The organism is Bacillus sp. FSL M8-0350, assembly GCF_038593345.1.
GTDB classification, from domain to species: Bacteria; Bacillota; Bacilli; order Bacillales; family Bacillaceae; genus Bacillus; species Bacillus safensis.
Genome location: NZ_CP151985.1, coordinates 2,274,275 through 2,286,013, shown reverse-complemented (window position 1 = coordinate 2,286,013; position 11,739 = coordinate 2,274,275). Strand labels below are relative to the sequence as shown.

14 protein-coding genes are annotated in these 11,739 nt (G+C 41.1%); 8 read left to right on the top strand and 6 right to left on the bottom strand.

Annotated features, from left to right (window positions below; all coding sequences use genetic code 11):
• Positions 1 to 53 precede the first annotated feature (53 nt).
• The gene (gene coaA, locus NSS80_RS11910) at positions 54 to 1,013 is read left to right on the top strand and encodes a type I pantothenate kinase (RefSeq protein ID WP_024428044.1); all 960 of its coding nucleotides are present in this window, start codon (positions 54 to 56) and stop codon (positions 1,011 to 1,013) included.
• A gap of 33 nt (positions 1,014 to 1,046) precedes the next feature.
• Here coaA and NSS80_RS11905 read toward each other — a convergent pair whose 3' ends face one another.
• The 4 genes from NSS80_RS11905 to NSS80_RS11890 all read right to left on the bottom strand — a co-directional run bounded on the left by NSS80_RS11905 (position 1,047) and on the right by NSS80_RS11890 (position 4,650).
• Positions 1,047 to 2,282: an MFS transporter gene (locus NSS80_RS11905; protein ID WP_024428045.1), complete on the bottom strand. Its 1,236-nt coding sequence runs from the start codon at positions 2,280 to 2,282 to the stop codon at positions 1,047 to 1,049.
• A gap of 173 nt (positions 2,283 to 2,455) precedes the next feature.
• Complete coding sequence (locus tag NSS80_RS11900) at positions 2,456 to 2,800, bottom strand: YolD-like family protein (RefSeq protein WP_317221953.1); 345 nt, start codon at positions 2,798 to 2,800, stop codon at positions 2,456 to 2,458.
• Between the two features lie 15 nt (positions 2,801 to 2,815).
• On the bottom strand, positions 2,816 to 4,048 hold the full coding sequence (locus tag NSS80_RS11895; protein WP_317221954.1) for a DNA polymerase IV: 1,233 nt from the start codon (positions 4,046 to 4,048) through the stop codon (positions 2,816 to 2,818).
• 152 nt (positions 4,049 to 4,200) lie between these two features.
• The gene (locus NSS80_RS11890; RefSeq protein WP_101676898.1) at positions 4,201 to 4,650 is read right to left on the bottom strand and encodes a YfmQ family protein; all 450 of its coding nucleotides are present in this window, start codon (positions 4,648 to 4,650) and stop codon (positions 4,201 to 4,203) included.
• Positions 4,651 to 4,930: 280 nt separating this feature from the next.
• On the opposite strand from NSS80_RS11890, the gene NSS80_RS11885 reads away from it, so the two are divergent.
• The 5 genes from NSS80_RS11885 (at position 4,931) to NSS80_RS11865 (ending at position 8,604) form a co-directional block, all read left to right on the top strand.
• Positions 4,931 to 5,410, top strand: coding sequence for a GNAT family N-acetyltransferase (locus NSS80_RS11885; RefSeq protein WP_024428048.1), 480 nt, complete (start codon positions 4,931 to 4,933; stop codon positions 5,408 to 5,410).
• Positions 5,407 to 6,381, top strand: coding sequence for a GNAT family N-acetyltransferase (locus tag NSS80_RS11880; RefSeq protein WP_034280332.1), 975 nt, complete (start codon positions 5,407 to 5,409; stop codon positions 6,379 to 6,381). Before NSS80_RS11885 ends, NSS80_RS11880 begins: the two co-directional genes overlap by 4 nt.
• Before the next feature lie 79 nt (positions 6,382 to 6,460).
• Positions 6,461 to 6,787, top strand: a complete 327-nt coding sequence (locus tag NSS80_RS11875) for an iron-sulfur cluster biosynthesis family protein (RefSeq protein ID WP_024428050.1) — start codon at positions 6,461 to 6,463, stop codon at positions 6,785 to 6,787.
• 12 nt (positions 6,788 to 6,799) lie between these two features.
• Entirely contained in the window at positions 6,800 to 7,039 is a 240-nt protein-coding gene (locus tag NSS80_RS11870; RefSeq protein ID WP_061109315.1) for a YqkC family protein, read from the top strand.
• A 302-nt stretch (positions 7,040 to 7,341) separates the two neighbouring features.
• Positions 7,342 to 8,604 carry a tetratricopeptide repeat protein gene (locus NSS80_RS11865; RefSeq protein ID WP_046311682.1) on the top strand — a complete coding sequence of 421 codons (1,263 nt, stop codon included), beginning with the start codon at positions 7,342 to 7,344 and terminating at the stop codon, positions 8,602 to 8,604.
• A gap of 26 nt (positions 8,605 to 8,630) precedes the next feature.
• On the opposite strand, the gene NSS80_RS11860 is transcribed toward NSS80_RS11865, so the two are convergent.
• The gene (locus NSS80_RS11860; RefSeq protein WP_034280338.1) at positions 8,631 to 9,557 is read right to left on the bottom strand and encodes an alpha/beta hydrolase; all 927 of its coding nucleotides are present in this window, start codon (positions 9,555 to 9,557) and stop codon (positions 8,631 to 8,633) included.
• A 123-nt stretch (positions 9,558 to 9,680) separates the two neighbouring features.
• Between NSS80_RS11860 and NSS80_RS11855 the strand changes: the two genes are divergently transcribed.
• Positions 9,681 to 9,905: a YqkE family protein gene (locus NSS80_RS11855; RefSeq protein WP_024422881.1), complete on the top strand. Its 225-nt coding sequence runs from the start codon at positions 9,681 to 9,683 to the stop codon at positions 9,903 to 9,905.
• Between the two features lie 184 nt (positions 9,906 to 10,089).
• Complete coding sequence (locus NSS80_RS11850) at positions 10,090 to 10,500, top strand: antimicrobial peptide LCI (RefSeq protein ID WP_317221955.1); 411 nt, start codon at positions 10,090 to 10,092, stop codon at positions 10,498 to 10,500.
• Positions 10,501 to 10,725: 225 nt separating this feature from the next.
• On the opposite strand, the gene NSS80_RS11845 is transcribed toward NSS80_RS11850, so the two are convergent.
• On the bottom strand, positions 10,726 to 11,649 hold the full coding sequence (locus tag NSS80_RS11845) for an aldo/keto reductase (RefSeq protein ID WP_024422879.1): 924 nt from the start codon (positions 11,647 to 11,649) through the stop codon (positions 10,726 to 10,728).
• Between the last annotated feature and the right edge of the window lie 90 nt (positions 11,650 to 11,739).

The following is an 11,739-nucleotide window of genomic DNA, read 5'->3' as shown; positions in this document are numbered from 1 at the left end:
CGGATTATCGTCTTTTTGGGTTACGAGTTTAGTGAAGATTGGTGGGAAAGACTTTGAGTGACACGAGACTAGATTTTAATACGCTATACACGCGCCATACGAGAGAGGCTTGGGCAGCTCTTGGAGAATATATGCCGGTATCTGTTTCAGAAGAGGAAGCGAGAGCGCTGCAAGGGTTAAATGACTATTTATCGCTGGAAGAAGTTCGAGATATTTACATACCGCTTATTCGTTTTTTGACATTACATGTCTTTGCAGAAAAACAAAAAAACCAGCATGTGAATGCCTTTTTAAACTACCCGCACCATGCCAAAATTCCCTTTTTAATTGGGATTGCTGGAAGTGTAGCTGTCGGGAAAAGCACAACGGCTCGTATCATTGAAACGCTTTTATCGAGGCTTGGAGATGGGCTGAAGGTGAGTCTTGTGACAACAGATGGCTTTTTATATCCTCAAAAAGAATTAAAGGATCGAGGGCTGATGGAAAAGAAGGGCTTCCCGGAAAGCTATGATGTCAAAGCCCTGCTGTCTTTTTTGAATGAATTAAAATCAGGTAAACAAACTGTGCATGCCCCGGTATATTCGCATCTGACCTATGACCGGCTAGAAGGGGTGTATGAAACAGTAGAGGATGCGGATATTGTCATTATTGAAGGAATCAATGTGCTCCAATCACCAGCGCTGGATGATCTGAAGGATGAACCGCGTGTGTTTGTATCAGATTTCTTTGATTTTTCGATTTATGTAGACGCCGCTGAAACGCAAATTCAATCATGGTATAAAGAACGATTTCGTTTGCTCAGGGAAACAGCCTTCCAAGACCCTGAATCCTTCTTTCATCAATATAAAGATTTGACGGATGAAGAGGCAGATCAAATGGCAAGCACGATTTGGAATACCGTGAACCGCCCAAATTTATATCAAAATATTTTACCGACAAAATATCGAGCTGATCTCATTTTGAAAAAAGGGGATCAGCACAAGGTGGAAGAGATCGCCATCCGCCGGGTATAAAGAAAAAACCGCTCAAACGAAAGAGCGGTTTTTTTAATGATCTCCACTTACTTTAACAGCTATGGCTGCTGCCGATCGCTTTTTTAGACGGTAATATCCAATGAGTAAAAATGGAACGCCTGCGATGGTGATCATTGACAAGACCGTAAAAATGGAGAGGGGATGGGCTGCGCCAAAATAGTCAATGCACAGTCCGCCGACAAATGGTCCGATGACGCTGCCAAGCTGAGAAAATCCCATCGCCCCAAAGTACGATCCCTTCACTTCAGGCTTTGCAATATTGTCTACAAAAAGATCCATCATCGCAAACAGCAGAACCTCCCCAATCGTAAACACGACAATGATGAAAGCAAGCATGCCGAGACTTTGTGAAAAAGCAATGGCAAACAAACTGCCGGCAAGAAGAATATTCCCGGTGGTCAGCGACAAAATGGTGGAGTAGCGCTTTGCAATCATGATGAGCGGATATTGTACGACAATGACAACCACTGCATTTAAAGATAAAAGATATCCAAACAGTTTAGGACCATCCTCAATCATAGGTGACGCTGATAAGTATTGAGGCAGCGTTGAGCTTAAATGCGAATACCCGAACGAACATAAGGTAACGCCAATGAGGATGATGCTAAAGACCGTATCTTTTTGGATAATGGAAAGGGCTTTTTTGACGCTGATTTGTTTCGTACTTTCTGGAGCAGCAACTGGATGCTTTTGAAATTGCCAGGCCAGTGTTAATCCATATAACAAATAAATGAAGGCAGCGACAAGAAATGGAAATGTTGTTTTCGATGATCCTAGATATAAGCCAAGCAGCGGGCCGAAGATCACCCCGATATTAATGGCCGTATACCGTAAATTAAAAACAAACAACCGAATACTTGATGGGGTGACATCGGATAAGAGTGCCTTAGACGTCGGTTCAAACAGTGCCCGGCACAGTCCATTTAAAGCGTTCATGAGAAAGAAGACCCAAATGGCATCTGCAAACGCAAAGCCAACAAAGACAAGTGTCCAGCCGAAGATGGATAGAAGCATGACCTTTTTCCTGCCGATTCGGTCAGAAACATAGCCGCCGTAAAAACTCGCCACGATCCCAATAAGGGAGCTGACGGCAATGATTAACCCAGCTGAAGAAGCTGAAGCCCCTTTGACTTGTGTCAAATAAACGGCTAAAAAAGGAATGCTCATGGACGTCGCCATTCGGCCGAATATGGTGCCGATGATGATCGTCCAACTAAGTGGATGTAAAGTACGTAAGTTATTTTTCATGATGTTTCTCCCCTGAGTGTTAAGATGTTCCAATCATACATGAAAAATTGTGCAAATTAAATACACAATTTGATGGAGGAGACATCCGCCATAGGACAGAGGAGTCTTGTTTTTTTCTCCCGGTGCTTCTATGTCTTTTAGTATGCTGATTCGTACGATCACTTAAAGACAATTTAATCAAGATCAATCGCGACAATTTGCTGCAAGGACAGGTGGAGAACATCTTCATCATTGACGATTTTTATGCGCCGGGTTTCATAATGAATGGCTTTCACCCAGCCCCAAAACTGCTGTTTCATACCTGCTGCAGCATATGTCACGCAAATCGCTTGGTCCTCTGTAATCGACTGTGTGATCAAAAAATTCATTTCCTCTAGCTGATCAGTGCTCAGCGGAGGAGGCATGTATTCTTTTTTCTTTCGTTTTTGAGCAAGCAGCTGTTCACGGTGCTCTGGGAGCATCATTCGGCTTGATTCCCACATGATGTTGTATCCAGGTGTTAATTTATTGGGATTCATGGCTGTTCGCCTCCGTTATTTGTAATGTCCACCAATTTTTTCGGCGCGGTGATACGCCTGCCCTGCGCTTGTTAGTGACGAGGCGTGCAAGAGTGCAGCAGGTCCATACTTCATATGGATGGCATCAAATACTTTGCTGAGTCTGTCTTTTTTTAAATGGTGATCAAATAAACTCAGCTGATATTGGCTGTCAGGCTGCAGCTGCGAGAGAGTAATACCTACACTGCGAATGGGCTGGCCGTCCCAGTGCTGCTGGCATAGCTGAATAGCTGCTTCTGCAATATCTGTCCCGTACTGTGTGGGTGAATGGAGCTTGATTTGTCGATGAAATCCAGTCGGATGAGAAAAATCAGCGCCTCTTACGCCAACAGACACCGTTTGCCCAACATAATGCTTAAAGCGCGCACGTCTTGCCACTTCTTCACTCAATTCAAGAAGGGCGACTTTGATGTCCTCAAAGGACGCATAATCATGGGGAAGGGTCATATGATGCCCAACCGCTTTTTGCTGATCATGTGTGTGAAGAGTGACCGGGGAAGGGTCGTGTCCTAAAGCAGTTCGCTGCAGAAGCTCCCCGTTGATTCCCCAGCGTTTTTTTAGCCGGTCTAACGGATAAGCAGCAAGTGTCCCGATGGTACTGATGCCCATTCGTTTTAAGTGGTGCTCCATCCGTTTGCCGACACCAAATAATTTTCCAATCGGAAGCGGCCATAAATCAGCCGCAACCCGGTCTGCACGAAGTTCATAGATGCCAGATGTGTTTTTTTTAGCAAAATGGTCACAGGCCATTTTAGCGAGCACTTTATTAGGACCAATACCAACACGTGCGTAAATGCCCGTCTGGTTCATAATGGTCGTTTGTATATTTTGAGCGATCTCGCGGGGTGAACCGAGTAGTGTCACACTCCCCGTAATATCGAGAAACTGTTCATCAATTGAATAGGGTTCGACAAGATCTGTGTATTGTTCCAGCAGTTCTGTCATCATGACAGAGACATCAAGGTAGCGCTGCATACGTGGACGTACAACGACGGCTTCAGGGCATTTCTCCTTTGCTTCCCATAATCTTGATGCATTTTGTACGCCCCGTTTTTTAGCGAGCGGGCAGGCCGCAAGTACGACCCCGCTCCGCCGCTCGGGATCTCCTGAAACGATGAGCGGCACATCCTTCAAATGGGGAGCCTCCACTTTTTCGACTGACGCATAAAACGACTGCATATCCACAAGCAGAATGGCTCGTTCATTCATGATTTTCACCTCTTAGAACGTATGTTCTGTATACATTTTAACCGCCAGAAGGTGAAATTGATACTGGTAAATCATTCAAAGAGAAGAGTGTAAATCCATACAAAAAAGACGAAGTGTCTCCACTTCGTCTCATCTGGGTAAAATGAGTCATTTTAAGCATGTGCCAAGTTGTTGGATGTTTGGAGCGGCTCAGAACGCAAACGATAGGCCGTTAGTTTTTTCTTAGGCTTATGGGTAAACTGCCGCACCACATCCACGTGGTCATCGTAATGAAACAGATAAAGGGTTACATCATGCTTGCCAAGCTTTGTTTGCATGGTAAGCGGCGCCGGTCCTTCCTGTGGATGAAGAAAACGCTCTTCGTCACCAGGGTAAATATAGTAGCGTTCAATAAAGATCGCATCATTAAAATGTTGAATAATTTCAGATGTTTGCTGATCATCGAGTGGACGTCCTTGAAACGTCATCGTTGTTTGATCACTTGTTACTTTTGCATGCACCGCATAACGACTAAAAAGGCGTTCAACAACACCCGAAGGCAGCGAAGTGACAAGCAGCTTTAAAAGACTAAACACAACAAGTGAAGTAACAATCCAAACCAATATCATCATCTCCAATAAACGTTTGTTCCATTTCCTATATGATCCATCTTAACATAACAAAAGAATAAAACTTTCGCACAAAAAGTGAACTTTTTGAAATAAGTGTGAAGATTTAAAAGGAGATGACAGCGAAAGAACGAAGAACCAACAAAGCTGAAAAGGAAAAAAGGCTGATACATCACCTTTACAAACAATTGATCAGACAGGTAGACTATTGAAACAGTTGATTTTTTGTGAAAAAAGAGCGGTACAGCTAAAAATGAAAAGGGGCGAGGTCATCATGATACGTCAAGTAAAACCGTCAGATTTTTATGCGGTCACATCCGTCATTCAAAGCTGGTGGGGAGGCAGAGATTTGCGCGCAAAATTGCCAAAGCTATTTTTCGAACATTTTCAGCAAACAAGTTTTGTTGTTGTTGAAAAAGGTGAACTGATCGGCTTTTTAGTCGGTTTTTTATCGCAATCACATTCAGATGAAGCGTATATTCACTTTGTCGGGGTACATCCAGACCACCGGAAATTAAAGATTGGTAAAATTCTCTATCAAGCGTTTTATGAAGCGGCTGAAAAGGAAGGAAGAACGACGATTAAGGCCATCACAGCTCCTGTCAATAAAGTCTCGATTGCTTACCATACAAAGCTCGGTTTTCAGATAGAAAAGGGAGATAAAACAGTGGATGGCATTTCAGTTTTTTCAGATTACGACGGCATTCATGAAGACCGGGTGCTATTTGTGAAAAAGCTGGAGGCGAAAGCATGATCATCAGACTGGATCAAAAAAATAAAGAAATAGCAAAAGAGCTGTTACATATACAATTAGCCGCATATCAGCGGGAGGCAGAACAAATTGGCTATCAAGATTTACCGCCCTTAAAAGAAACGGTTAAAGACATAATAGAAACAGATGAGATTTTCATAGGATTTGAAAAAGAGGGGCATTTGTTAGGGATCGCTTCATATGAACTACATGACGATCGGATCATCCTCAGCCGGTTAGCTGTGCACCCACATCATGTCAATCAAGGAATCGGGACAGCGCTCCTGCAATCCATTATCCAGCATCAAAAAACAATCGAGCTCACAACAGCAGAGGCAAATACACCAGCAATCAAGCTTTATGAAAAATTAGGGTTTAAACAGAAGGCCCGTTTGCAGGTGGAAAACAATCTGATGTTAACAAAGATGGAACGTTTGATGCTTCGAAAGGTGGAAGTGATTGAATACCAATCGAGCTGGCCAAAACAATTTCAAGATGAGCATGACAAGCTGAAAAAGATAGTTGGCGACAACTGGGTATATGGCCACCATATTGGCAGTACGTCAGTCATAGGAATGGCGGCTAAGCCAATTATTGATATCTTGCTAGAGGTGAAGCATATCAGCAGCTTAGATGAGTGTAACCATCTGTTTCGCCAGCTTGGATATGAACCGCTCGGAGAAAATGGACTCAAGGGAAGACGTTTTTTTAGAAAAGGCGGCTTGAACCGAACACATCACGTTCACGCCTATGAAGCCGGACATGATGATGTAAAAAGGCATTTGGTGTTCCGAGATTATTTAAAAGCTGCACCTGACCGTGCCAAAGTCTATGCAGATAAAAAGCGTCAATTGGCAAAAGCCTATCCTGAAGATATGGCAAGTTATATCAAAGGAAAAGATGAGCTCATTAAAGAAATTGAACAAGAAGCGTACAATTGGTCAGACCAGTTAAAGACAAATGATCAGACATAAGAGCTGACAGGGCGTGAACATGTTTAATTGATGACTGATATGTTACAATGTAACAATCAACGAAAAAAGGATGTTCGGTATGTATATTCATATAACAGAACCAGCAGCAGCGTTCCTTACAAAACAACAAGCAGGGCATGAAACAAAAGAACTGCTCCTTCGATATGATTCAGATGGGTGCGGCTGTGCGGTAAGCGGTGTCCCAATGATTTGGCTCACAGGCGAAAGAACAGGCGAATGGGAAGAACTCAAGCATAATCAGCTCTTTAAGCTGTACATACACACAGCACAAAAGGTCTTTTTTGACGAGGAAATGACGATTGATTTTAACGAAAAAGCCAACACACTCATGTTGAAAAGTCCTCAACAAATACTCAGCCCGAGAATGGGTATACTTGTAAAGTAAGGTGGAAATGTAGTGGATCAAAAGCTAAAAGCAATACAAAATACGGCACAAAATAAAACATGGGTGTCGTTTTTAAATAACAATCATCCCTATAGCCTTTTGCACTGGTCAATAGGTGGAATGGATTCGGTGAAAAAGGACGTTTGGCTTCTTCAAGATGAAGTCACATTTGAAACAGAAGAATTTCCAACGCTCGATTTAGCTGTCAATTGGATCAAAGAGAATATGGACCAAGTAACAGATGTATTATAAAAGCCCTTTTTCGAAAGGGTTTTTTTCGTGCGTTCATCATCTCATCACACCGCATGGCTGTCTAATCCGGAAAATGAGCTTTTGGGAACGGAAAAACCCGTTTTTCAACAAACAATTCGACAAAATGAGCAAGCTGGAAATAAAAAAATAATGGCTGTAAATGCCGAAAAATAGGCATTTGCAGCGTTTATTGCGGGATACCGAAAACTTTGCGAAAAATGACTTTTCATATTTCTTCCATTCGAGGAAATGTGATAGAATACAACATGTATCGTATATGAGAAGGGAGGTGCTAAAGTGAATTGAAGCTCAAGCTGTCATCGCCTCAGGTTGGAATCAAAATAAACGAATGGTATAGGCAGATTTGCGGATTTCATGTGATGAAAGCAGAGAAGCTGAAGGCGGAGATCGAGCAGGAAATCCTGGAGATGGAGCAGGATCAAAACTTATTATTGTTTTACCAGCTGATGGATTTTCGCCACAAGGTGATGCTTGAATATTTTGAACCGGCAAAGAAAGCCTCGAATGATGAAGAGATTAAGAATTTGCTAGAAACGATTGAACATTCACAAACGAAATTAACGGATATGCTTGAATACTATGTTCATTTTTTCACAGGAATGTTTGAATTTGAACAGAGAAACTATTTAAGTGCCATTGCTTATTACCGCTCAGCAGAAAAAAAGCTCAATCTCATATCAGATGATATAGAAAGAGCAGAATTTTACTTTAAATTAGCAGAAATTTACTACCACATGAAACAAACCCACTTTTCGATGCACTATGCCTTGCAAGCGTTAGATACGTATTCTGCCTACAGAACGTACACGCTGAGAATCATCCACTGTGAATTTGTCATTGGTGCAAACTATGATGATTTGAAATGCTATGAACATGCATTGCCCTACTTTAAAAATGCTCTAAAGCGAGCACGCTCAATTGGAAACCCTCGAGTCATAGGTTCGGCCCTTTTCAACTTAGGTAACTGTTATTATCAAATGAACGATCTTGCGGAAGCAAGGCGTTATCTGAAAGACTCTATTGAAGTGTTTGAAAAGGAGAATTTAACCCATCTTAATCGCTCTCTAGACCCACTATTTATGCTGACACAAATCCTGTTTAAACAAAAACAAATAGAAGAGTCATTAACCCTCTATCAACAAGGTATTATGAAGGCCTGTGAATTAGAAGATGAAATTTACATCTGCAAATTTCAATTCTTAAAAGCATTGTACGTTGATGCAGACATAACAATCATAGACGATACATTAGACCTGCTCGAGGACAAGCGCTTATACCCAGATATTGAGGAATTGGCACTTGATGCGGCTCATTATTACAATGAGCTTGGACTGTTTGAAGTATCTACCCGGTTTTACGAAAGGAAAATTCAAGCCATATCAAAAATCCAAAATGGGGGTCATTTATATGAAAACGAGTTTGATAGTTCTTTTATTGGCAGCAACTGCAGGATTATCGGTCATGAGTCAGCAGCAATCGGAAGAGAGCCATATGGAGCTTGCGGGCAGACACCATACAACAGTGGTGACTATCGCATAAGTTAGCTCAAAAAGAGGGGACGAACTGCTGTTCATTCTCCTCTTTTATTTTCATTCAATTCAAATCTTTGAAGAAATGCTTGAATTTCTTGCTCATAAGCTTCCTTATTTTCGCTAAAAGACATTGCATGCGCACCGTGTGGCGCAATAAATAACTGTTTGTCACCCTTTTTTCGTGTATATAACTGCTGACTTTGCTCACAGGGGATATAGTCGTCATGGCGGCTATGAATAAAAAGTACAGGTTCTTTCACCTGATCGATCACATCAAGAGGGGAAACTTGCCGGATGCGGTATCCGTCCCGCCATTTTAACACTTGATCACTTAGTGGAAGAATCCATTTTCCTGAAAGGCGAAAATCTGTTTTTAATCGATACAGAAGCTGGTCCTCAAAAGAAGCAAAAGGGCAGTCTGCTATGTAAAAATTGGCGTTTGCTTCCGGCTTTGCGGCATATAACAAGGTCGTGACTGCGCCCATTGATTCTCCGTGTATCCCAATGATGGCACTTTCTCCGAGTTTTTGTCTGAGCCACTTTACGATCTTTGCTAGATCTTCTTTTTCATAATATCCATAACTTGTGGTTTTCCCGCCGCTCATTCCATGTCTTCTATGATCATAAAGCATCACATTCCATCCGAGCTTTTGGAATAATTTCATATACTTAACGGAGTTAATCAAACTGACTGTAACACCGTGGCAAAGGACGATTGTTCGTGTTGTATGGGGATACGGCACAAAATAGCCATGGAGATCATAACCAAATGCTGAAGGAATACACACTTTCTCTTTTTTGAGCTGTTGAAATTCCTCGTGGTGATAATGGCCTCCATCTGATTCTCGTTTGATGAGCTCTTCATCCGTTAATTTTCGAATATACATCATTTTATTGGTGAAAAAAATACCAATTGCAGCGAGTGGACATAATATGAAGGCAAATATAGCGATCCATTTCTTCATCTAGCCGATTCTTCCTTTCCGGGGTTTTTTCTATGACGATCATACCACATCTTGGGAGATTGGCGTGCCTCTTGCTCAGAAAATAAAACGGATGATACACTAAGTCAAAAGGAGAGAGGCACAATGAAAAAGACCAAACAAGATCAAGCGAAATTAAAGGACGGCATAAACGATGATGTCAAACAGCAGCTTCTTCAAATGAAGCAGAACCTTGCCGTCGAGACAGAAAAAAGAGAAGAACAAAAACGACAAGACCTCCTTCGGCAGCAGAAAGAAAAAGAAAAAAACAAAAGTTTTTCAGAGCTGCTAGATGAAAGCCATTTAGACTGGAGAAAGTATAAAAGCTAAAAAAGAGGGCGATGATGCTCTCTTTTTTTCTTAAGATAGATCCACAGCAGAAACATAGAAGTGTTTAAAAAGAAAAGCACTTCTTCCCCCTTCACATCGCTTCATTTCAGAATCGTGACAGTATGATATTTACAGTCAAACGAAACGAAATCCCATAACTTAAGTTTAAGATAGAAGTAAAAAGGTGAGTATTGAATTATTTAAATTCCTTTTTATTGAAAATACGGTTATTAAGACCCTTTTGATAGAGGATCATTCTCCTTATAATGAAGGTGTATTACAAAATTTGGGAATGGAGATGATTCACATGAAATTGAGAAAAACAATGGCTGGAGTCGCTTTATCTTTAGGATTGCTTTTACCTGTTTCTGGACAAGCTCTTGCTACAAATGATTTAACGAATGCGGATGTGAGTACAAAGGCTACTTCAATTGTAGATTGTTCCAAAACTCCTTTTAAAAAAGAAGATAATAGATTATGTATGTTTTCAGATAATGGCGTTTTTGCAAATAGTTTCAACCAATTTGGTACTACATTTTATCTTAAAGGCAAATCTGGAAATTATGCATTTTATGAAAGTAAAAATAAAAGTTAATAAGACAACGGGGGCTCTTAGCCCCTCATACTGAGAGAAAACAAGATCGCATTTTTGTTCCTCTGGTTGAGGAGAAAATAAAATGTAAGTGCCAAGTTCTTCTCTCATCTGCATATGAGAACATGAAAACGTTCATTCATCATACATACACTAAAATAAAAAATTGTAGAAAAACATGAGTTTTTCTACAATCTGAGAGATCACACCATGTGATCTCTTTTTATATTATTTAAACCGGTGCGTTTCATACACAGATGGTTTTGTATAGTAAGTTAATGCTTTGACTTCTTGGTCACTTAATGAACGTGCATTTGCTGCTGCTATATTTTCTTTTAACTGATCCACTGAGCTTGCACCAAATACAACGGAACTGACCGCAGAATGTTTCAGTATATACTGAATGGACAGTTCAGTGAGTGATAGGTCATAAGCGACTTTCTTTAAAGAAGGAATGATCTGCTGAAGCTCTTCAAATGAATATTGAAGATAGCCGTTTTTTTGAATCGCTGCACTTGCTTGAGAAAGTGGCTTTTCAGTTAATAATCCTTTCGCTAAAGGGCCTCTTGCGACGACACTAATGCTTTGTTCTTCAAGTAGAGAGAACCATTCTTCTGGGCGGCGGTCGAGTAAACTATATTGCATCATCACGCTTACGATATTGGACTTTTTGGCATATTCTTTAATGACATTTGGACGGATAGATGAAATGCCATAATAGCGAATTACGCCTTCCTCTACTAACTCTTCAAAAGCCTCAATCGTTTCATCAATGGGGTCATCAATCGTGCCTCCGTGCAATTGATATAAATCAATATAATCTGTTTGAAGCCGCTTGAGGCTTTGTTTTACTGCTTCCTTTATGTACGCTTTTGAAGGATCCCAGTCCCAGCCTGGTTTGCCTTTTTCAAAGCGGTTGCCGCCTTTTGTCGCCAAAATCAAATCCTGCCGTCTGTTTTTAATGGCTTCCCCGACAATTTCCTCATTTGTCCCAAAATCATATAAATCGGCTGTATCCAAATAGTTAATTCCGAGATCAATGGCCTCATCTAATAAAGAGAGCGCTTTTTCTTTTTCCGTCCCAAGAGACATGCATCCTAGTGCCGCCTCGCTCACTAAGAGATCTGAGGTGCCAATTCGTCTTTTTTTCAATTCCATCACACTCCTATCCTTTCACATTAAGTGAAAAAAATCAGGAATTCAAGCTAGGTGATTTCAAATGGCGCATTGAAGCAAGCGTTT

What these genes read in the sequence shown, in the direction of transcription:
- NSS80_RS11880 (WP_034280332.1), top strand. Translation starts at nt 5,407, where the DNA reads ATGATCATCAGACTGGATCAAAAAAATAAAGAAATAGCAAAAGAGCTG.
- NSS80_RS11875 (WP_024428050.1), top strand. Translation starts at nt 6,461, where the DNA reads ATGTATATTCATATAACAGAACCAGCAGCAGCGTTCCTTACAAAACAA.
- NSS80_RS11860 (WP_034280338.1), bottom strand. Translation starts at nt 9,557, where the DNA reads ATGAAGAAATGGATCGCTATATTTGCCTTCATATTATGTCCACTCGCT.
- NSS80_RS11895 (WP_317221954.1), bottom strand. Translation starts at nt 4,048, where the DNA reads ATGAATGAACGAGCCATTCTGCTTGTGGATATGCAGTCGTTTTATGCG.
- NSS80_RS11905 (WP_024428045.1), bottom strand. Translation starts at nt 2,282, where the DNA reads ATGAAAAATAACTTACGTACTTTACATCCACTTAGTTGGACGATCATC.
- NSS80_RS11885 (WP_024428048.1), top strand. Translation starts at nt 4,931, where the DNA reads ATGATACGTCAAGTAAAACCGTCAGATTTTTATGCGGTCACATCCGTC.
- NSS80_RS11855 (WP_024422881.1), top strand. Translation starts at nt 9,681, where the DNA reads ATGAAAAAGACCAAACAAGATCAAGCGAAATTAAAGGACGGCATAAAC.
- NSS80_RS11900 (WP_317221953.1), bottom strand. Translation starts at nt 2,800, where the DNA reads ATGAATCCCAATAAATTAACACCTGGATACAACATCATGTGGGAATCA.